Source organism: Flavobacteriales bacterium (genome assembly GCA_016715895.1).
Taxonomy (GTDB): Bacteria; Bacteroidota; Bacteroidia; order Flavobacteriales_F; family PHOS-HE28; genus PHOS-HE28.
Window position 1 is genome coordinate 652,366 of the sequence record JADJXH010000003.1, and the last position, 19,717, is coordinate 672,082.

The window sequence follows — 19,717 nt, forward strand, 5'->3', positions numbered from 1 at the left end:
GGTGTTGGTTGGGTGACCCCGCGAGGCGCACGGGCGCTACTCGCCGGTGAACTTGGCCATCACCTCGGGGGTGACGCCGGTGGTGCTGAACCCGCCGTCGTGGTAGAGGTTCTGCATGGTGACGTAGCGGGTGAGGTCGCTGAAGAGGGTGAGGCAGAAGCGGGCGCAGTCCTCGGCCGGGGCGTTGCCCAGCGGGCTCATGGCCTGGGCGAAGCCGAAGAAGCCGTCGAAGCCCTTGATGCCGCTGCCGGCGGTGGTCATGGTGGGGCTCTGGCTCACGGTGTTCACGCGGATGCGCTTCTCGCGGCCCAGGCGGTAGCCCCAGCTGCGCGTGATGCTCTCCAGCAGGGCCTTGGCATCGGCCATGTCGCCGTAGTCGGGGAACACGCGCTGGGCGGCGATGTAGGTGAGGGCCACCACGCTGCCTCCATCGGCCAGGGCCCCGGCCTTCTCGGCGGCGGCCAGCATGCGGTGCAGGCTCATGGCGCTCACGTCCAGGGTCTGCTTGTACCAGTCGTAGTTGAGGTCGTTGTAGGGCCGGCCCTTGCGCACGTTGGGGCTCATGCCGATGCTGTGGAGCACGAAGTCGGCCGGGCCGCCGAGCTGCTGGGCGCTCTCGGTGAAGAGCTTCTCCAGGTCGGCGTCGTTGGTGGCATCGGCGGGGATCACCGGGGCACCGGTGGCGTCGGCCAGCTTCTTGATCTCGCCCATGCGCATGGCCACGGGCGCGTTGGTGAGCACGAAGCGCGCGCCTTCGGCGTGGGCCAGCTCGGCCACCTTCCACGCGATGCTCTGGTCGTTGAGGGCGCCGGTGATGATGCCGCGCTTGCCGCTGAGGAGTCCGTAGGCCATGAGTGCAGGTTGAGGGGTCGAAAATAGCCGTTCGGGCGGGAGTGGGTGGATGGCGGGCCGGGCAGGAGCGTGTGCGGACCGAGCGCATCCACCGGGAATGGTGGGACCGCCCACCTGCGCCCGGATCCTGGTGTGACTATCTTCAACTCCCAGAACGGTCAACATGGCTTGTGCACATCTTCCTGGGCGGAACCCGTACGACCGCACCGATGCCGAACTGGACAGCGCGGAGGTGCCCCCCAGGGTATACATCGTGGAACTCCTGAGCACTTCGGGTTCCCTTGTGCGTGATCGTTTCGTCGTGCAACCATGAGGATCCCACAGGCCTTTGTGTCGGCTTGCATTGCGCTGTTCTGTAGCGCGCAGCAGCCGTTCGACCTGGACACCTCGTTCCGCACCCCGATCATTCAACGCAATGTCAACTCCATCCTGCCCCAACAGGACGGTAAGCTGGTCCTTTCAGGCCGTATGCTCTTCCCGGGTGCATTGAACGAGCACCTCCTTGTCCGTATCGATCAAGATGGTCTTCTGGACCCCACCTTTTACGCCAGCAGTTTGGGAGGTGGCAAACTGACCTCCTGGAGCGGACAGTTCTATGTGGCGGCCAACAGTACGGTCCGCCGGATCCTACCTGATGGTCATCAGGACCCCTCCTTCATCGGAATGAACACGGGACCTTATTTCACTTCCGGCCAAGGCGGCGACTACCACGTGTACCCCGACGGCCGGGTGCTGATGACCGGGGTGCATGTGCTCAGCGACAGCATCCGCGGCTTCGAGGGCTTCTACAGCCTGGTGTGGTTCTCCAACACCGGATACCTGGATACCACGGCCATCCACCGCAAGTGCGACAATACGATCGACCTGATCCATCCGTTGCCCAACGGTGAATTCCTGCTGAGCGGCTGGCTCAACACCTACGAGGGCCAGCCCGTCGGTCGCATTTTTCGCGTACATCCCGATGGAGCCTTGGACAGTTCTTTCCACACGAGCATCTACTGGGGCATGGCCACCGATCTGCTTGTGCAACCGGATAACAAGATCGTCGCGACAGGCCGATTTCTCATGAACGGCGACCCGGATACGCTGCATTTGATCCGGTTGTTCCCCGATGGCGCCTTGGACTCCACTTTCAACAACCACCTTCGTTCAAGCTATCATCAATTCGGAGGCTTCTTCTCTTGGAGCGGGATCACATCCGTATCGCCCCTTGGTCACATCGTGTACGGCGCATTCACCAGCATTGACGAACAACCGCGTAGGGGTATCGCCTTGGTGGATACCTCCGGGGTTCTGTTGAATACATACTTCTCAGGGACAGGTTGCGGCGTGTACGAGTACATGGGCTTCCCGTACAGCTCGGTGGAGTCCCTGATACCGGATCCGGTCGGCGGTGGTTATTACATCTGCGGTGCTTATACAGGCTACGACGACGGCACGGTGGACGACACCACACAGCGCTTCGTGAGCCGGTTGTACGGGTTGGATGTGGGGGTGCGGGAGGAGCCGGTCAAGGAGCCTGGTGCTTCGCTGCTGATCCATCCCAACCCGGCCAGCACATGGGTTGCTGTTAGTTATGGTCTGGATCCGCAACCTGCGAACGCGTCCATCTCGATCCGTGATCTGATGGGCCGGGAAGTGCATCGAGCCCCGATCAGCGCAGCGACTGGCCAACTCCTTTGGGACACCCGACAGGTCCCGGCCGGTAGCTACGCCGTGGTGCTGCTGGGCGCAGCCAACGGACCTGTCACGCAACAGCTCATTGTGCAGCCATGAAGTACAGCCGCATTTTGCGGCTGTACTTCATGCTGATGGCCACTTCGACCATCCTTGGAGCACAGGCGCAACAACCCTTCGATCTTGATAGCACGTTCCGCACCTCGTTGGGATCGCGGAATGTCAATTCCATGGCCATCATGCCAGATGGAAGACTATTGATATCTGGTCGCCTGAAGTTCAATGGGGTGGTCGATGAATGGCCCTTAGCCCGATTGTTGTCGAATGGTTCCCTTGATCCAAGTTGGAACTTTGGTGCACCCGGTGGCAGCAAGATCACACCCTGGTCGTCGGGCTACTATGTTGGTACGACCTCTCTCGTTCGCAGATTGGATGCGGCTGGTCAGCTCGACCCCAGCTTCATACTGATGACGAACAGCCCCTATTTCAGTCCTGGCCAAGGCGGCGACTACCACGTGTACCCCGACGGCCGGGTGCTGATGACCGGGGTGCATGTGCTCAGCGACAGCATCCGCGGCTTCGAGGGCTTCTACAGCCTGGTGTGGTTCTCCAACACCGGATACCTGGACACCACGGCCACGCACCGCAAATGCGATGGCAGCATCGACTTCATCCATCCCCTGCCCGATGGCAAGTTCCTGCTCAGCGGCATCTTTACCACTTACGAAGGCCAGCCTGCCGGTCGCATTTTTCGCGTCCATCCCGATGGCGGCTTGGACACAAGTTTCAGTACCACCATTTTTTGGGGTCAAGCGTATGGATGTCACCTACTGGATGATGGCCGGATCTTGGCTGCAGGTCGATTTCAGATCAGCGGAGATCCCGATACGCTCCATTTGATCCGGTTGATGCCCAACGGCACCCTCGATCCCACCTTCAACAATCACCTCTCCTTCGAGATCGACACCCTCGACGGAGTGAGCGCCACGGTAACGGCGGTGCACCCCTTGGGCGATGGGCGAATAGCGCTGCTCGGCGGTTTCGATCGCGTGGGTGGCTTGGTCCGGCGGGGCTTCGTGCTCACCGATACTACGGGGCAGCTCCTGTCCACTGCGCTCGGAGGCAACGGTGGTGGCCCCTACACGTACATGAACTTCACCTACGGGAGCATTCGCGATATGGTGCCTGCACCGGATGGGGGCTACTACATCCACGGCTCGTTCGTAGGCTACGACGACGGCACGGTCAACGATACCACACAGCGCTTCGTGAGCCGGTTGTACGGCTTGGATGTGGGGGTGCGGGAGGTGGAGCAGCCGCTGGCGGTACAGGTGGTGCCCAACCCCAGCACCGGTCCGGTGCGGGTGGAGCTGCCGGAGGCGATCGGTCCGGCCACGTTGCAGGTGGTGGATGCGCAGGGCCGGGTGGTGCGGGTGCAGCGGGTTGCCAGTGGCCCCGCCGTGCTGGACCTCACCGGCCAGGCCGCCGGGGTCTATGCCGTACGGGTGCGCAATGAGGCCGGCCGCAGCGGACATGCGCGGATCGTGCTGCACCCGTGAGGTCGATGAAGGACATGGTCATGACCGTGTTCCCCCAAGTGTACAAGGAGAACGCGCTGGTGAGTGATGCGTAGCTCGGCCGCCGCCGACCCATCACTGAGCCCCCTCACCTCCCCTTCAGCAGTTCCCGCGCGTTCTCCAGGGCGGCCTTAGTGGTCTTGCGGCCGCTGAGCATGCGGGCAAGCACCTCCACGCGTTCGTCGGCGAGCACGGGGCGGATGTGGGTGGTGACGGCCTCGGCCTCGTGGTCCTTGTGCACCAGCAGATGCACATCGGCCTTGCTGGCGATCTGGGGCAGGTGGGTGATGGCGATCACCTGGCGGCGGCGGGCCATGGCGGCCATCAGCTCGCCCACGCGGTCGGCCACCTCGCCGCTCACGCCCGTGTCGATCTCGTCGAAGACCAGGCAGTCCAGGCCGAGCCCTTCGGCGCTGCGCTCCAGCAGGGCCAGCATCACGCGGCCCAGTTCGCCGCCGCTGGCCACCTTCTCCAGCGGCTCGGGCGCGCGGTCCTTGTTGGCGCTGAAGCGGGCGTGCACGGCGTCCATGCCGTCGGGGCCGGGATCCGTCAGGTGGTGCTCGAAGGCGAAGCGGGCGTGGGGCATGCCGAGCTTCTTCAGGGCGGCCACCACCTCCACGGCGAGCTGCGGCATGGCCTTGCGACGGGCGGCGCTGAGGCGTTCGGCGGTCTCCCGCACGTGCTGCCGCATGGCGGCCGCCTGGCGTTCCAGCGCGGCGATGCGCTCCCCCAGGGTGCCGATGCGGCCGTGGCGGTCGCGCAGGTCCTCGCGCACGGCGATCAGCTCTTCGGTGCCTTTCACCCGGTGCTTCACCTGCAGGCGCAGCAGCAGGTCCAGCCGTTCGCGCAGGCGCGTGGCGTGGGCGGGGTCCAGCACCACGGCGGTGGCCATGCGCTCGGCCTCGCCGGCGATGTCATCCAGTTCGATGCCCACGCTGTGCAGTCGGTCCACCAGGGTGGCCAGCCCCGCGTCGTGGCGGGCGGCCTTGGCCAGGTGCTGGCGAAGCGCGGCCAGGGCGGGCACCACGCCGCCCTCGCCGGAGAGCGCGCGTTCGGCGTGCTGCAGTGCACCGAGGAGCTCGCCCGCATGCTCGGCGCGGTCCAGTTCGGCCTCCAGGGCCTCCTGCTCGTCCACCTTCAGCTGCGCCTGGTCCAGTTCGTCCAGCTGAAAGGCCAGGTAGTCCAGCTCGGCGCGCGAGCGCTCCTCCTCGGCGCGGGCGCGGGCCAGCTCCTCCTCCACCGCTCGCCAGGCCCGGTGGTCGGCGCGGTAGGCGGTGACGGCCTTGGCGTGGCCGGCCACCTGGTCCACCAGACCGAGCTGGAAACGCGGGTCGTTGAGCAGCAGCGTGTGGTGCTGGCTGTGCACATGGATGAGGCGTTCGCCCAGCTCGCGCAGCTGTTCGAGCCGCACGGGCGTGTCGTTCACGAAGGCGCGGCTGCGGCCACCCGGCTCCAGCTGGCGGCGGATGATCAGCGGCGTCTCCACGGGCACACCGGCCTGCTGGCACCAGGCGGAGAGCCAGGCCGCGGCGCTGTCCACCTCCAGTTCGATCACGCAGCGCTGCCGGGGGTCCCGCGCCAGGCCGGCATCCGCGCGTTCGCCCATGGCCAGGCCCAGCGCACCGATCAGGATGCTCTTGCCGCTGCCCGTTTCACCCGTGATGATGGTGAGCCCCGGCGATAGCTCCAGCTCCAGCCGGTCGATCAGCAGGTAGTTGGTGATGCGCAGGCGGTGCAGCATGACGGGAACTTCAGCGATCCGAGGCCGGCCAAGATAGCCGTGGCCACCAACCGGTCCATCGGCACATGCGCACATGGCCACATGGCCACGACCTGTCCCGCCTCAGCGGGATGAACACATGGGCACATGCGCACATGGCCACATGGAACGCCCGCTCTAACTCCCCTTCATCATGTTCTGGTACCGGCTGATGTTCCCGGGGTCCACGATCTGCAGGGTGGTGAAGAGCTTGGTCTTCTCCTGGGCGGGCACGGGCTTGAAGAGCTCCACGAGCTCGTTGCCCTTGGCGTTGAAGAACACCTGCAGGTTGTAGCTGGCGGGCTTGGCCTGGTGCACGGTGCGCAGGCTCTCGATGGAGGAGGCCACCACCTTGCGCGCGGCATCCATCTCGGTGCTCATGCGATCGAAGCCTTCGCGGTGGTAGTCGTAGAGGCACTGGCGGAAGGGCCGGAACACGGCCTGTTGCTGATTGTCCAGCAGCCAGTAGCGGTTCTTGGTGCCCTCGAAGGCCTTCCAGCCGGGTTCGGACACGTTCTGTGCGTTGTTCACGATCACCTGCGCCACGTTGTAGTACTCGCTGCCGCCCATGGGGCTGAAGGTGTCGGCGTCCACCCCGAGGATGAAGTAGGCATAGAAGCCCAGGATGCTGGCCAGGTTGTTCGTGTACCGATCGGGGCTGAAGTCGATCTGGGTGTTCTCCAGGAAGTTGAAGGCCACGTCGTTGTCCAGCAGGTCGATCACCGGGCTGTTGTAGTCGGTGCCGTAGACCGGCCGGGCGTAGATCACCTGCAGGGTGCCTTGAAAGCGGTCCAGGCCCTCCTGCTGGTTGATGGTGAGCAGCATGTTCACCTCGATGCGCTCCTGCTGGGTGAAGTTGCGGTTGGTCCAGCGCCGCGTGTTCATCAGCTCGCGGATGGCGGTCTCCATGCTCTGCCAGATGCGCTTGGGCGTGCTCTGGATCTGCGGGGCGATGACGCTCACCGAGCAGTTGAACTCCTGGGCGGCGGAGGCCCGGGGCAGGAGCAGCAGCAAGGGCAGGAGCAGGAGGCAGGCGGTCCTTCGCATGGTCAGAGGAGGGCTTCGAGGCGGTCGAACAAGGCGCGGGCCACGTCGGACTTGCTCATCAACGGCAGGGCTTCCGGATCGGTATCCGGGGCGATGAAGGTAACGCGGTTGGTGGGGTGGCCGAAACCGGCGCCGGCATCCTCCAGGGTGTTCATCACCACCAGATCGAGGCCCTTGCGCTGGAGCTTGCCGCGGGCGTGCTCCACCCCATCGTTGGTCTCCAGGGCGAAGCCGACGATGAGCTGCCCGGGCCTGCGGTGCGCACCGATCCAGGCCAGGATGTCCTCGGTGGGCTCGAGCGCGAGCGTGTCCAGCGGCTCGCCCTTCTTCACCTTGCGGGCTGCGGGGGCGGCCGGGCGGAAGTCGGCCACGGCGGCGCTCATCACCACCACATCGGCCTGCGCGGCGATGGCCTTGCAGGCCTCGGCCATCTCGGCGGCGGTGCCCACATCGGTGCGGGTGATGCCGGCCGCGGTGGTGGTGAGCTGCACGGGTCCGGTCACCAGGCGCACCCGGGCCCCACGGCGCGCGGCCTCCTCGGCGATGGCGAAGCCCATGCGGCCGCTGCTGCGGTTGCCGATGTAGCGCACCGGGTCGATGGGCTCCTGGGTGGGCCCGGCGGTGACGAGCACGGTGCGTCCGGCCCAGGGCGACACGCCGATCAGGGCCTCCTGCAGGGCCTGCACCAGCTCATCCGGCTCGGTCATGCGCCCCTCGCCCACCAGCCCGCTGGCCAGTTCGCCGTGCTCCGGACCGATGGCGCGCACGCCGCGTTCCTTCAGCAGGGCCAGGTTGTGGGCGGTGGCCGGGTCGCGCCACATCTCCAGGTCCATGGCGGGGGCCACGAACACCGGGCAGGTGGCGCTCAGGAAACAGGCCAGCAGCAGGTTGTCGCACTGCCCGTGGGCCATTTTGGCCAGGGTGTTGGCGCTGGCGGGGGCCACCAGCAGGGCGTCGGCCCAGCGGGCCAGGTGCACGTGGTCGTTCCAGCGGCCGCTGCCATCGCGCACGAACAGGTCGGTGAGCACCGGCCGGCCGCTGAGGGTGCTGAGCGTGAGCGGGGTCACGAAGTCGTGCGCCGCAGGCGTCATCACCACCTGCACCTCGGCGCCGGCCTTCACCATGGCGCGGACGAGCAGGGCGGATTTGTAGGCGGCGATGCCACCGGTGACGCCCAGCAGGATGCGACGGGGCAGCGCGGCGGACATGGCGGGCCGGCGGGGCCGGACGGCTTAGGCGTTGGCGGGTGCCGGCGCCACATCACCATCCTCGGGACGGCGGATGTGAAGGCGGCCTTCGACCAGTTCCTGCACGGCGATGGCCGAGGGCTTCGGCATCTTCTCGTAGTGCTTGCTCACCTCGATCTGCTCGCGGTTCTCATACACCTCCTCGAGGTTCTCGCCGTTGCTGGCGAACTCCTCCAGCTTGGCGCCCAGCTCCTCCTTGATGCCGAGGGCCACCTGGTTGGCACGCTTGCCCAGGATCACCACCGTCTGGTAGACATTGCCGATCTCCTTGTCGAGCTGGTCCATGTCGCGGGTCACGGTGGTCTTGGCGGCGTTCTGGTGCTTGGGGGTCATGGGGTCGGTGCGGATTGCGGAGGAACGTTCAGCTTCGAGCGGCAGGTGTCGGCCATCCGTTTCACCAGGGCGGTGCGGCTGGCCTCGGGAAAAGCGTCCGCGAAGGTATCACAACTCTTGATCGCTGCGCGCAACCGCTCCTCCCGCTTGCTCTCGATGCTGTTCTCGGCCAGGAGCACGGCGCTCTCGGCCGCCAGGTAAAGGGCCTCCTCGCGGAAGCGGCTGTTGGGCCACGCGCGCAGGAACTGTTCGGCGACCACCCCGGCGGCCTGGTAGTTGCGCAGCTTGTGGTACTGCTTCAGGCCCTCGAAGTCCTTCACCTCCAGCTTGTTCCTCAGCACATCGATCAGCGTGTTGCAGCTGTCCTTCAAGCCCGATGCGGGATAGCGGATCAGGAACAGCTGCAGCGCATCGATCGCCGAGCGGGTATCGGTCTGGTCCAGCTCGTAGCTGGGCGAGTTCTTGTAGTAGCAGTAGGCCGTCAGGAAGGCGCACTCCTCCGCGTATTGGCTGGTGGGGAACGTGCGGGTGAAGTTGTTCAGGTAATAGCCGGACATGGTGTAGTCCTTCAGCCCGAAGTAGCTCTTGGCGTGCAGATAGTTCACGCGCTCGCTCATGGACGAGCCGCGCGTGAGCGACACCAGTTCCTCCAGCAGCGGGAGCGCCTTCTCGAACTGTCCCTTGTCGTGGAACTCCTGCGCGGTGCGCAGCTTCAGGTCCAGGTCGGTGCTCTTGAGGGCCTTGTTGAACTTGCCACAGCCCGCCAGCACGGCCACCACCGCCAGGGCGGCGCACAGGGGGGTGAGAACGGACCGTGGGCTGGACAAAGCGTACGGAAAAGGCGGCAAAGATAGTCGGCCGCGCACCGGCCTGGCCCGAACCCCTTCCGCCCACGCCCGGCGGGGCATCCCCAGGCATGCAGGGGGCATTGATACTTTTGGCCCGGCGAACAGCCGCCCACCCATGAACGACATCTTCGACAAGATCCGCAAGGACCTCGGCCCCATCGGCCGCCATGCCAAGGACAGCCACGGTTACTTCAGCTTTCCGAAGCTGGAAGGCGACCTGGGCGCGCACATGACCTTCCGGGGCAAGCCCGTGCTCGTGTGGAGCCTGAACAACTACCTGGGCCTGGCCAACCACCCGGACGTGCGCAAGGTGGACGCGGAGGCGGCCGCGCAATGGGGCATGGCCTACCCGATGGGCGCCCGCATGATGAGCGGACAGACCCGGTACCATGAGCAGCTGGAGGATGAGCTGAGCGCCTTCATGGACAAGGAGGACACCTTCCTGCTCAACTACGGCTACCAGGGTTGCATGAGCGCCATCGAGGCCCTCCTCTCCCGCCACGATGTGCTGGTGTACGACAGCGAGTGCCACGCCTGCATGATCGACGGCGCCCGCCTGCACATGGGCAAGCGCTTCGTGTTCCAGCACAACGACATGGCCAGCCTGGACAACATGCTGGAGAAGGCCGCCAAGGTGACCCGCGAGACCGGCGGCGGCATCCTGGTGATGACCGAGGGCGTGTTCGGCATGGCCGGCGACCAGGGCAAGCTGAAGGAGATCGTGGCGCGCAAGGCGAAATACAACTTCCGCCTCTTCGTGGACGACGCCCATGGCTTCGGCATGATGGGCCGCGACGGGCGCGGCACGGCCGATGCCCAGGGGGTGCAGGACGGCGTGGACGTGTACTTCGGCACCTTCGCCAAGGCCATGGCCACCATCGGCGCCTTCGTGAGCGGGCCCGAGGACGTGATCATGTACCTGCGCTACAACATGCGCAGCCAGACCTTTGCCAAGAGCCTGCCCATGCCCATCGTCATCGGGGCACTGAAGCGGCTGGAGATGATCCGCACGCGGCCCGAGTTCGCCGAGAAGCTCTGGACCATCACCAGGGCCCTGCAGAGCGGCCTCAAGGAGGCCGGCCTGGACATCGGCGTCACCAACAGCTGCGTGACCCCCGTGATGATGAAGGGCAGCATCCCCGAGGCCACCAACGTGGTGCTCGACCTGCGCGAGAACCACGGCATCTTCTGCAGCATCGTGGTGTACCCCGTGGTGCCGAAGGATGTGATCCTGCTGCGCCTGATCCCCACCGCCGTGCACAGCATGGAGGACGTGGAGCGCACCATCAACAGCTTCCGCGAGGTGAAGAAGAAGCTGGAAGTGGGCGCGTACCGCAGCGAGAAGGTGGCCGACATGAAGGCCTGAGCGAAGGCGATCCCCGAGACCAGCTTGCATGCATGGGAACGGCTGACGGCGGGTTGAGGAACTGGCCCGTGTGGGCCGTGGCGCTCTTGCTCCTGCTGGCGTGGGGCGCGCCGGTGCTCATCCCCCTCCTCTATGCCCTGCTGCTGGCCCTGGTGCTGCACCCGATGGTGGCCGGCCTGGAGCGGAAAGGCTGGCCCCGGAGCCTCGCCATCGGCACCGCGCTGCTGCTCGTGCTGGCGCTGGTGGGCGCTCTCCTCGGCCTGCTCGCCTGGCAGGTGGGGCTGTTCCTCGACCAGTTGCCGGCCTCGGAAGGCAGCCTCTGGGAGCGGCTGGACCGCTGGGTGCACGACGTGATGGACCGTCACCACGAGGCGTGGTGGTATTCGTTCACCACCGCGCTGCCGGGCCGCATCCCGGCCGTCCTCGGCAGCCTCCTCAACGGCCTGTTCGGCATGGCCTTCAACGCGTTCATCATCCCGGTGTACACCGCCCTGCTGCTCTACAACCGCCGTCATTTCGTGGCCGCGCTGGCCGCCTCCGTGCCCGCCGACCTGGCGCCCCGCGTACCGGCCATCCTGGCCAAGGCGGTCACCACCTATGCCCGCTTCATCGGCGGCATGGTGCGGGTCTACCTCATCGTGGGGTTGCTCAATAGCGTCGGCTTCCTGGCGCTCGGCGTGCCTTACGCCGTTCTCTTCGGGCTGCTCACCGCCATCATGACCATGATCCCCTACGTGGGCATCCTGTTCAGCTCGCTGCTGCCCATCGCGCTGGCCTACACGTCCAGCGGGTCGATGTGGATGCCGCTGGGTGTCATCGCGGTGCTGGGCGCGGTGCAATACCTGGAGGCCAACCTCATCTTCCCCAAGGTGGTGGGCGAACGCCTGGGCCTGAGCACGCTGGCGAGCCTGGTGGTGATCTTCGCCGGTGGGGCGCTCTGGGGCGTGGCCGGCATGATCCTGCTGCTGCCCTTGGTATCGCTGGGGGTGCTTGTGGCCGAGGATGTCCCCGCCCTGCTCCCTTTGCGCCGGTGGTTCGGGGGCGTGCCGAACGGACGTGCCGCGGCTGCCGACCGCGCTACTGGAACTTGATGCGGTCGATGCTGAAGCGCCCGCTGCCGGTGAACAGGAGGGTGGCGAACGACAGGAGGTAGAAGAGCGCCAGCTCGCGCTCCTTCAGCGGTTCGCCGGCGTCGATCATGAACACCACCACCCCCATGGCGATCAGCAGGGGGATCAGGGCGGCGCGGGTCCAAAGGCCCAGCACCACCAGGACCGAGCACAGCGCCTCGGCGAACACGATGAGCACCAGGGAAGCGGCCGAACCGATCCCGAAGGGGTCGGCGAAGCTGTCCATGCGCTCGCTGAAGTGCATCAGCTTGGGCCAGCCGTGCAACCAGAACATGCCGCCGCCAGCGGTGACGCGCAACAGAAGCACGCCGAAGTCCTCTCCCAGGGGTTCACTGTTCAGCAGCATGGAGGTGAATGTGGGGGCGAACATAGCGGCACGACCACCAGCGGGGACCGGCCTTGGGTCCGATCTATCCACGGCCCTGCGTGAACGGCATGAACCCCGGCCCTGCGGATCCCGTTCAAGGGGGCCATGCGCACCACCCTGTTCGCCATCGCCGTCGTGGTCTCCACGACCATCACCGGCCAGGACGCCGCGGACCCGTTCATGGAGGGGCTCGCCGCCGTGCGGCACCAGGAGCACCGCGCCGCCGTGGACATCTTCACCGGGGTGATCGCCCAGCGGCCGGAGCATGCCCGCGCGTGGTACTACCGCGGGCTGAGCCGCGAGGCCCTGGGCGACCGGACGGGCGCCCTGCACGACCTGGACCGGGCGCTGCTGTTGGAACCGAACGACCTGAACATCCGCTTGCGACGCGCCGAAGCCTATGTGCAGGCCGAACGCTTCGACCTGGCCGAAGCCGACCTGCGCGCCATTCTCGAGGCCGCTCCGGACCATGCCATCGGCCTGCACGCGCGCTACACGTGGGGGCAGGTGCTGGTGGCCCGGGGCGAACGTGAGGCGGCCCTGGTCCACTATGACGAACTGGTCCGACTGGCCCCGACCGACGCCAAGGCCTGGTGCAATCGCGGGCTGGTGCGCAACAACCTGGGCGAGCACGAGGCGGCCGTGGCCGACCTCGCCCACGCCCTGTCGCTCGACCCCACGCTCGTGAAGGCTTATGGCGGCCGGGCCCATGCGCTGATCGCCTTGGGGCGCAACGAGGAGGCCTGCATGGACATCGTCAAGGCCCGTGAACTGGGCGACGCCTCGCTGGACGAGCTGCTGATCATCCATTGCCTGTGAGCGCGTCGGCGGCGCGTGCGCGTCCGTTATCTTCGCGCCCCTTTCGCGACCACCGCTCGTAGGGTGGCCGGAACGCCGCCATGAGCATCAACGTCACCCTTCCGGACGGTTCGGTCCGGAGCTACGACCACGGCGTCAGCGCCATGGACGTGGCCAAGAGCATCAGTGAAGGCCTCGCGCGCAATGTGCTGGCCGCGAAAGTGAACGGCGAGGTGCGCGACGCGAACCGGCCGCTGCCGGGAGACTGCACCCTGCAGCTGCTCACCTGGAACGACCCCGATGGCAAGGCCACGATGTGGCACAGCAGCGCCCACCTGATGGCCGAAGCCATCGAGGCGTTGTACCCCGGCACCAAGTTCGGCATCGGCCCGCCCATCGAGCAGGGCTTCTACTACGACATCGACCTGGGCGAGCGCGTCATCGGCGAGGGCGACTTCGCGGCCATCGAGGCCAGGATGAAGGAGCTCGCCGCGAAGAAGAGCGTGTACCAACGCAAGGAAGTGGGCAAGGCCGACGCCATCGCCTACTTCAAGGAGAAGGACGACGAATACAAGCTGGAGCTGCTCGAGGGCCTCAACGACGGCGAGATCACCTTTTACACACAGGGCGGCTTCACCGACCTGTGCCGCGGGCCGCACATCCCGGACACCTCGTTCATCAAGGCGGCCAAGGTGATGAGCGTGGCGGGCGCCTACTGGCGCGGCGACGAGAAGCGCAAGCAGCTCACCCGCGTGTATGCCATCACCTTCCCCAAGCAGAAGGAGCTCGACGAGCACCTGGCGCTGCTGGAGGAGGCGAAGAAGCGCGACCACCGCAAGCTCGGCAAGGAGCTGGACCTCTTCACCTTCAGCGAGAAGGTGGGGCCCGGCCTGCCCCTGTGGCTGCCCAAGGGCGCCGCCCTGCGCGAGCGGCTGGTCAACTTCATGAAGGCGGCCCAGGAGAAGAGCGGTTACGAGCAGGTGGCCACCCCGCACATCGCGCACAAGGACCTCTACGTCACCAGCGGCCACTACGAGAAGTACGGCAAGGACAGCTTCAAGCCGATCCAGACCCCGCACGAGGGCGAGGAGTTCTTCCTGAAGCCGATGAACTGCCCGCACCACTGCGAGATCTACAAGAGCCGCCCACGCAGCTACAAGGACCTGCCGATCCGCTACGCCGAGTTCGGCACGGTGTACCGCTACGAGCAGAGCGGCGAACTGCACGGCCTCACGCGCGTGCGCGGCTTCACGCAGGACGACGCCCACCTCTTCTGTCGGCCGGACCAGGTGAAGGAGGAGTTCATGAAGGTGATCGACCTGGTGCTGAAGGTGTTCAAAGCGTTGGACCTGACGGACTACGAGGCACAGGTCAGTCTGCGCGACAAGGAGGACCGCAGCAAGTACATCGGTTCGGACGAGAACTGGACCAAGGCCGAGCAGGCCATCATCGATGCGGCCGCCGAGCGGGGGCTGAGGACGGTGGTGGAGTACGGCGAGGCGGCCTTCTACGGCCCCAAGCTGGACTTCATGGTGAAGGACGCCCTGGGCCGCAAATGGCAGCTGGGCACCATCCAGGTGGACTACAACCTGCCGGAGCGCTTCGAGCTGGAATACGTGGGGGCCGACAACCAGCGCCACCGGCCGGTGATGATCCACCGGGCGCCCTTCGGCAGCCTGGAGCGCTTTGTGGCCGTGGTGATCGAGCACACCGCCGGCCGCTTCCCGCTCTGGCTCACCCCCGAACAGGCCATCGTGCTGCCCATCAGCGACAAGTACCTCGACCTGGCGCGGCAAGTCGCTGGGGATCTGAAAGATTCCGATATTCGCGCCGCCGTTGACGAGCGCAGCGAGAAGATCGGCCGCAAGATCCGCGATGCGGAACTGGCCAAATTCCCGTTCATGCTCATCCTCGGTGAAAAGGAAGCCGCCGAAGGCACCGTGTCCGTAAGGGAACAAGGCCGGGGCGACCTGGGCGCCATGAGCGCCGGGTCCTTCGCCGACCTGGTGAACGAACGGGTGCGGGAGCAGCTCGGCGGCTTGTGAACGCAACAGGAACCAACATCCCCTTCGTGGCAGGACCACCCTTCAATCGTCCCAGCGGACCGCGCCCCGGAGGCGGGTCGCGTCGTCCCTTCCGTGGCCGTGTGGTCAAGGAGGATCCCCATCGCATCAACTCGCGCATCTACGGGGTGAGCGAAGTGCGTGTGGTGGGCGAGAACATCGAGCAGGGGGTGTACCCGTTCAACGTGGCGCTGCGCATGGCCGAGGACCTGGGCCTGGACCTGGTGGAGATCAGCCCCACGGCCGTGCCTCCGGTGTGCCGCATCACGGACTACAAGAAGTTCCTGTACGACCTCAAGAAGAAGCAGAAGGAGATCAAGGCCAAGCAGGCCACCGTCGAGATGAAGGAGATCCGGTTCGGACCCAACACCGACGACCATGACCTGAACTTCAAGACCAACCACGCCCGGAAGTTCCTGCAGGAAGGCCACAAGGTGAAGGCTTTCGTGTTCTTCCGCGGCCGCACCATCGTGTTCAAGGAGCGCGGCGAGATCCTGCTGCTCAAGTTCGCTCAGGAACTGGAGGACGTGGGCCTGGTGGAGAGCATGCCCAAGCTGGAGGGCAAGCGCATGATCATGTTCCTCATTCCCAAGAAGAAGAAATAAGGCGAGGTCGACATCGCCATCCCGTTCCATCCATCAACCCCGATCACCCGACCGTCGATCATCAACGCAGAGAGGCCATGCCCAAGATGAAGACCAAGTCCGGCGCCAAGAAGCGGTTCAAGCTCACCGGCACCGGCAAGGTGAAACGCAAGCACGCGTTCCACAACCACATCCTTACCAAGAAGCACAAGAAGCGCAAGCGCAACCTCGCCAAGATGGCCGTGGTGCACAAGCGTGACGAGAAGAACATCCTCGAACTGCTCAAGTAAGGGACCCTCCCGCACCGGGTCGAACAGGTAGCGTTAACCAGGACGTGGAGCCCCCAAGCGAGCGCCGACAGCGCGTTCCGCCCACGCCCGAAAACCCAAGGCAACATGCCCCGCAGTAAGAACAAGGTCGCCAGCCGCACCAAGCGCAAGAAGATCCTCAAGCTGGCCAAAGGCAGCTTCGGCCGCCGCAAGAACGTCTATACCGTCGCCAAGAACAGCGTGGAGAAGGGCCTCACCCACGCCTACTCCGGCCGGCGCATCAAGAAGCGCGACTTCCGCGCCCTCTGGATCCAGCGCATCAATGCCGCGTGCCGCCTCCATGGCACCAGCTACAGCGTCTTCATGGCGGGCCTCAAGAAGGCCAGCATCGACCTGGACCGCAAGGCCCTGGCCGAGATCGCCTACAGCGACGCCGAGGCCTTCAAGGCCATCGTGCAGAAGGTGAAGTGAACCGACGGCCCGCCCGTTCCGGGCGCCGTTCGCAAGGGGGACCGCGTGTCCCCCTTGTCGTTGTTGGAGAGCCCGGTGGTATGAAAAAGCCGTGTAGCTTTTCGCCAGCAAGACCCCACCATGCGCATCCCATCCCCCCTTCCGATCCTCGCCGGCGCACTGCTGCTGGCCGCCTGCCAACGCGAACCCGCCGCCGGCCCCCAGGACCTGCAACAGGGCCCCGTGCTCGTTGAGCGCGCACAGCCACAAACCCCACCGCAAGGCCCCCCGCTCGACCAGGAGGCGCTCGACCGCACCATCATCGGCATCCTGGAATCCCGCAACGACTTCCGGTGGGACATGGTGGACCTGCGCACGTTGTGGAGCGCCACACAGTACAACGACCACAGCGTGAGCATCGGGTACCAGCCCGCCAACGCCACGGGCGTGGAGGAGCAGCTCCATCGCATCGACATCCGCTCCTCCGAGTGGCGCGCCGTGCATGACGCCCTGCTGGTGCGCGTCCTGGGCATGCTCAACGAAGGCCGCCGCGACCCGCTCGACCTGCGGGACATCCTGGTGGAGGACGACCCGGTGCTGCCCATCCTCACCCTGCGCATCACCGATGCCCGGGTGCTGACGATGCTGGCCAACCTGCGCAACGTGCGCTATGTGGAGCCGCTCGACTACTGGCCGGCGATCGCCGACCGCAGCACCAGCGGCTGCAGCCCGAGCACCACCGCGCTCAACGCCGCCGACGTCACCACCATCACGCCCAACGCGCGGTTGCCGTGGAACTTCAACAACCACACCATCCCTGCGGCCTGGAACACGGCGCAGGGCCTGGGCATCACCGTGGGCGTGATCGATGCGGGCCTCAGTTCGGCGCAGAGCTACGTGGGCGGCGCGTTCAACGACGGCGAGAGCAACGTGGGCCGCACCTTCACGGCTTCCGCCACGCTGGGCAGCTCGGCCTACACCAGCTGCTCGCACGGCACCAGCATGGCCGGCCAGGCCGTGGGGCCGCGCAACGCCGGTGGCGCCACCACGGGCGTGGCCTACAAGAGCAACCTGCGCTTCGTGCGCGCCAGCGAGGATGTGGTGCTGAACAAGAGCAGCGAGCGCACCGCGGTGAAGAACGCCTTGGTGGCCCTCGGTGGTGACCCCGCCGTGCGGGTGATCAGCATGAGCATCGGCACACCGTTCAGCTACAGCGTCCTTCGGGATGGCGTCAACTACGCCCACGGCCAGGGCAAACTGCTCTTCGCCGCAGGCGGCACCAGCTTCAGCTGGACCAGCTGGTGGGGCGTGATCTACCCGGCGGCCTACAGCAATTGCGTGGCGGTGACCGGCGTGAAGGAGAACGGCAGCAAGTGCGCCAGCTGCCACGACGGCTCGCAGATCGACCTCACCATCTGCATGGAGCGGAACAGCAGCAGCAGCCGCAACTCGCTCTCCCTGCCGCCCTCGGGCAGCACGCCCACCTACATCGGTGGCAGCAGCAGCGCCACGGCGACGGCCGCAGGGATCGCCGCCCTGGTGTGGAGCGCCCGGCCCACCGCCACGCGCGACCAGGTGCTCACCTGCCTGAAGGCCACGGCCCAGTTCGCCAACAGCCCCAGCAGCAGCAAGGGCTACGGCAACATCAACGCGGCCGCCGCGGTGAACTGCGCGCTCGCGCTCTGATCCCTGCCCCATCGCGGCCCCGCTTCCCGTCCGGGAGGCGGGGCCGTTGCGTATCCTTGCCGGCCCACGCTCCATGCGCAACGCCCTCATCCGGCTCCACATCCACGCCAAGGGCCTCCTGCTGCTCCTGCGGCCGCATGCCTGGCTGGGCTGGTCGGTGCATCCCTTCCGCTTCGCGGCCAACACCCTGGCGCTCTCCGCCTGGATCGCACGCCAGCGCAAGGGCCCAGAGGTGATGAACGACTTCCACACCTTCCGCCGCGTGCATGCCAAACGCGAGCAGCTTCATGCCCATGTCATCCGGCGGTTGGGCCTCCATGAAGCTCCCATCGACTACCTGGAGTTCGGGGTCTTCGACGGGCGCTCGTTCCGCTGGTGGCTCGCCCATGCACCGCATGCCGACAGCCGCTTCCACGGCTTCGACACCTTCGAGGGCCTGCCCGAGCAATGGGGCGCGTTCGCCATGGGCGACATGGCCACCACGGTGCCCGTGTTGGAGGACCCGCGCGGGCGGTTCCACAAGGGGCTGTTCCAGGAGACCCTCCTGCCCTTCCTGCGTTCGGCCCCGTTCGCGGACGGCCGCCGCAGGGTGATCCATCTGGACGCCGACCTCTACTCCTCCACCCTCTTCGTGCTCACCGCCCTGGGGCCGCACCTGCGCGCGGGCGATGTCCTGCTCTTCGACGAGTTCAATGTGCCGAACCACGAGTTCGCGGCCCTTCAGGCCTTTCAGGCCTCGTGGTACGTGCGCACCGAACTGCTCGGAGCCGTGAACAACTACTACCAGGTGGCCCTGCTCGTGGTGTGATCGCGCACCGTTACCTTCGACCGACCAGCGACCACCATGGAATTCATCGACATGGAGCGCCTGCGGGCCCGCACCGACGAGATCCGCACTGCGTTCCGCTCCCAACGCCCCTTCCACTGGACCATGTTCGAGGGCTTCTTCAAGCCCGACAAGGCCGAGGAGGTCCACAACAGCTACCCCGCGATCGGCGAGGGCACCTGGGATGGCACCACTTACATCGACCAGAAGAACAAGTTCAGCAAGACCGTCTTCGAGCCGGGCAGCGTGATGGACCGGGCCTTCCAGGAGCTCAACAGCCCGGAGCTGCTGGGCTGGCTGGAGGAGATCAGCGGCATCGAGGGGCTGGAGGGCGACCCCAAGCTCTTCGGGGGCGGCCTGCACCAGAGCATCACCGGGGCCTTCCTCAACGTGCACGTGGACTACAACTTCCACCCCGACACCAAGCACCACCGCCGGCTGAACGTGCTGGTGTACATGAACAAGGACTGGAAGGACGAGTACGAAGGCCACCTCGAGCTCTGGGACCTCACCGGCAGTGAAAAGCGGTTGCTGGGCAAGGTGGCGCCGCTCTTCAACCGCTGCGCCATGTTCGAGACCAACGAGATCAGCTTCCACGGACACCCCAAGCCGCTGCGGACGCCGCCCGGCGTGAACCGCAAGAGCCTCGCCACCTACTACTACACGGCCACCCGGCCGGAGGGGGAGGTCGCCGCCGAGCACAACACCGTGTACGTGAACACCGAAGGCGTGGGCGGGCAGGTGAAGCGCTTCAGCAGCGGGGTCAAGGCCTTCCTGGAACGCATCAACAAGCAGTGAGGGCGTACGGACCTTTCCCGGCACCTTCGCCTTCACTCCC

19 protein-coding genes are annotated in these 19,717 nt (G+C 66.1%); 12 read left to right on the top strand and 7 right to left on the bottom strand.

Translation table 11 applies throughout. The features are described from left to right. Positions 1 to 36: 36 nt before the first annotated feature. A complete protein-coding gene (locus IPM49_02960) occupies positions 37 to 852 on the bottom strand; it encodes an SDR family oxidoreductase (protein MBK9273485.1) in 816 nt (271 codons plus the stop codon). Positions 853 to 1,161: 309 nt separating this feature from the next. On the opposite strand from IPM49_02960, the gene IPM49_02965 reads away from it, so the two are divergent. Next, positions 1,162 to 2,628, top strand: coding sequence for a hypothetical protein (locus IPM49_02965; protein ID MBK9273486.1), 1,467 nt, complete (start codon positions 1,162 to 1,164; stop codon positions 2,626 to 2,628). Further along, positions 2,625 to 4,088, top strand: coding sequence for a T9SS type A sorting domain-containing protein (locus IPM49_02970; GenBank protein ID MBK9273487.1), 1,464 nt, complete (start codon positions 2,625 to 2,627; stop codon positions 4,086 to 4,088). The genes IPM49_02965 and IPM49_02970 overlap by 4 nt, the downstream gene beginning before the upstream one ends. Positions 4,089 to 4,194: 106 nt before the next feature. On the opposite strand, the gene recN is transcribed toward IPM49_02970, so the two are convergent. From recN to bamD, 5 genes are all read right to left on the bottom strand, one after another. Next, on the bottom strand, positions 4,195 to 5,847 hold the full coding sequence (recN, locus tag IPM49_02975; protein ID MBK9273488.1) for a DNA repair protein RecN: 1,653 nt from the start codon (positions 5,845 to 5,847) through the stop codon (positions 4,195 to 4,197). 156 nt (positions 5,848 to 6,003) lie between these two features. After that, positions 6,004 to 6,912: a DUF4835 family protein gene (locus tag IPM49_02980; GenBank protein MBK9273489.1), complete on the bottom strand. Its 909-nt coding sequence runs from the start codon at positions 6,910 to 6,912 to the stop codon at positions 6,004 to 6,006. A gap of 2 nt (positions 6,913 to 6,914) precedes the next feature. Beyond that, entirely contained in the window at positions 6,915 to 8,120 is a 1,206-nt protein-coding gene (gene coaBC, locus IPM49_02985) for a bifunctional phosphopantothenoylcysteine decarboxylase/phosphopantothenate--cysteine ligase CoaBC (GenBank protein ID MBK9273490.1), read from the bottom strand. A 24-nt stretch (positions 8,121 to 8,144) separates the two neighbouring features. Beyond that, positions 8,145 to 8,492, bottom strand: coding sequence for a DNA-directed RNA polymerase subunit omega (locus IPM49_02990; GenBank protein MBK9273491.1), 348 nt, complete (start codon positions 8,490 to 8,492; stop codon positions 8,145 to 8,147). Beyond that, complete coding sequence (gene bamD, locus IPM49_02995; protein ID MBK9273492.1) at positions 8,489 to 9,319, bottom strand: outer membrane protein assembly factor BamD; 831 nt, start codon at positions 9,317 to 9,319, stop codon at positions 8,489 to 8,491. The genes IPM49_02990 and bamD overlap by 4 nt, the downstream gene beginning before the upstream one ends. A 136-nt stretch (positions 9,320 to 9,455) precedes the next feature. Here bamD and IPM49_03000 point away from each other — a divergent pair, with 136 nt between their 5' ends. Continuing rightward, entirely contained in the window at positions 9,456 to 10,706 is a 1,251-nt protein-coding gene (locus tag IPM49_03000; protein ID MBK9273493.1) for an aminotransferase class I/II-fold pyridoxal phosphate-dependent enzyme, read from the top strand. Positions 10,707 to 10,738: 32 nt separating this feature from the next. Beyond that, positions 10,739 to 11,797 (top strand): AI-2E family transporter, encoded by a 1,059-nt coding sequence (locus tag IPM49_03005; protein ID MBK9273494.1) that lies wholly within the window; start codon positions 10,739 to 10,741, stop codon positions 11,795 to 11,797. On the opposite strand, the gene IPM49_03010 is transcribed toward IPM49_03005, so the two are convergent. Next, positions 11,784 to 12,206: a DoxX family protein gene (locus IPM49_03010; protein ID MBK9273495.1), complete on the bottom strand. Its 423-nt coding sequence runs from the start codon at positions 12,204 to 12,206 to the stop codon at positions 11,784 to 11,786. The two genes, IPM49_03005 and IPM49_03010, sit on opposite strands and share 14 nt — an antisense overlap. Positions 12,207 to 12,308: 102 nt before the next feature. Here IPM49_03010 and IPM49_03015 point away from each other — a divergent pair, with 102 nt between their 5' ends. The 8 genes from IPM49_03015 (at position 12,309) to IPM49_03050 (ending at position 19,677) form a co-directional block, all read left to right on the top strand. After that, positions 12,309 to 13,022: a tetratricopeptide repeat protein gene (locus tag IPM49_03015; protein ID MBK9273496.1), complete on the top strand. Its 714-nt coding sequence runs from the start codon at positions 12,309 to 12,311 to the stop codon at positions 13,020 to 13,022. An 80-nt stretch (positions 13,023 to 13,102) separates the two neighbouring features. Then, a complete protein-coding gene (gene thrS, locus IPM49_03020; protein ID MBK9273497.1) occupies positions 13,103 to 15,046 on the top strand; it encodes a threonine--tRNA ligase in 1,944 nt (647 codons plus the stop codon). A 101-nt stretch (positions 15,047 to 15,147) separates the two neighbouring features. Then, a complete protein-coding gene (locus tag IPM49_03025) occupies positions 15,148 to 15,669 on the top strand; it encodes a translation initiation factor IF-3 (protein MBK9273498.1) in 522 nt (173 codons plus the stop codon). A gap of 77 nt (positions 15,670 to 15,746) precedes the next feature. Beyond that, entirely contained in the window at positions 15,747 to 15,938 is a 192-nt protein-coding gene (gene rpmI / locus IPM49_03030; GenBank protein MBK9273499.1) for a 50S ribosomal protein L35, read from the top strand. Positions 15,939 to 16,043: 105 nt separating this feature from the next. After that, a complete protein-coding gene (gene rplT / locus IPM49_03035) occupies positions 16,044 to 16,388 on the top strand; it encodes a 50S ribosomal protein L20 (protein ID MBK9273500.1) in 345 nt (114 codons plus the stop codon). Between the two features lie 120 nt (positions 16,389 to 16,508). Next, the gene (locus IPM49_03040; GenBank protein MBK9273501.1) at positions 16,509 to 18,053 is read left to right on the top strand and encodes a S8 family serine peptidase; all 1,545 of its coding nucleotides are present in this window, start codon (positions 16,509 to 16,511) and stop codon (positions 18,051 to 18,053) included. A 73-nt stretch (positions 18,054 to 18,126) separates the two neighbouring features. Next, positions 18,127 to 18,861: a class I SAM-dependent methyltransferase gene (locus IPM49_03045; GenBank protein MBK9273502.1), complete on the top strand. Its 735-nt coding sequence runs from the start codon at positions 18,127 to 18,129 to the stop codon at positions 18,859 to 18,861. Positions 18,862 to 18,897: 36 nt separating this feature from the next. Continuing rightward, positions 18,898 to 19,677, top strand: coding sequence for a 2OG-Fe(II) oxygenase (locus IPM49_03050; protein ID MBK9273503.1), 780 nt, complete (start codon positions 18,898 to 18,900; stop codon positions 19,675 to 19,677). Positions 19,678 to 19,717: the final 40 nt, after the last annotated feature.

Excerpts from the sequence above, each read along its gene's own strand:
- IPM49_02960 (MBK9273485.1), bottom strand. The coding sequence starts at position 852 with ATGGCCTACGGACTCCTCAGCGGCAAGCGCGGCATCATCACCGGCGCC.
- IPM49_02965 (MBK9273486.1), top strand. The coding sequence starts at position 1,162 with ATGAGGATCCCACAGGCCTTTGTGTCGGCTTGCATTGCGCTGTTCTGT.
- IPM49_02970 (MBK9273487.1), top strand. The coding sequence starts at position 2,625 with ATGAAGTACAGCCGCATTTTGCGGCTGTACTTCATGCTGATGGCCACT.
- recN (MBK9273488.1), bottom strand. The coding sequence starts at position 5,847 with ATGCTGCACCGCCTGCGCATCACCAACTACCTGCTGATCGACCGGCTG.
- IPM49_02980 (MBK9273489.1), bottom strand. The coding sequence starts at position 6,912 with ATGCGAAGGACCGCCTGCCTCCTGCTCCTGCCCTTGCTGCTGCTCCTG.
- coaBC (MBK9273490.1), bottom strand. The coding sequence starts at position 8,120 with ATGTCCGCCGCGCTGCCCCGTCGCATCCTGCTGGGCGTCACCGGTGGC.
- IPM49_02990 (MBK9273491.1), bottom strand. The coding sequence starts at position 8,492 with ATGACCCCCAAGCACCAGAACGCCGCCAAGACCACCGTGACCCGCGAC.
- IPM49_03000 (MBK9273493.1), top strand. The coding sequence starts at position 9,456 with ATGAACGACATCTTCGACAAGATCCGCAAGGACCTCGGCCCCATCGGC.
- IPM49_03005 (MBK9273494.1), top strand. The coding sequence starts at position 10,739 with ATGGGAACGGCTGACGGCGGGTTGAGGAACTGGCCCGTGTGGGCCGTG.
- IPM49_03010 (MBK9273495.1), bottom strand. The coding sequence starts at position 12,206 with ATGTTCGCCCCCACATTCACCTCCATGCTGCTGAACAGTGAACCCCTG.
- IPM49_03015 (MBK9273496.1), top strand. The coding sequence starts at position 12,309 with ATGCGCACCACCCTGTTCGCCATCGCCGTCGTGGTCTCCACGACCATC.
- thrS (MBK9273497.1), top strand. The coding sequence starts at position 13,103 with ATGAGCATCAACGTCACCCTTCCGGACGGTTCGGTCCGGAGCTACGAC.
- rpmI (MBK9273499.1), top strand. The coding sequence starts at position 15,747 with ATGCCCAAGATGAAGACCAAGTCCGGCGCCAAGAAGCGGTTCAAGCTC.
- rplT (MBK9273500.1), top strand. The coding sequence starts at position 16,044 with ATGCCCCGCAGTAAGAACAAGGTCGCCAGCCGCACCAAGCGCAAGAAG.
- IPM49_03040 (MBK9273501.1), top strand. The coding sequence starts at position 16,509 with ATGCGCATCCCATCCCCCCTTCCGATCCTCGCCGGCGCACTGCTGCTG.
- IPM49_03045 (MBK9273502.1), top strand. The coding sequence starts at position 18,127 with ATGCGCAACGCCCTCATCCGGCTCCACATCCACGCCAAGGGCCTCCTG.
- IPM49_03050 (MBK9273503.1), top strand. The coding sequence starts at position 18,898 with ATGGAATTCATCGACATGGAGCGCCTGCGGGCCCGCACCGACGAGATC.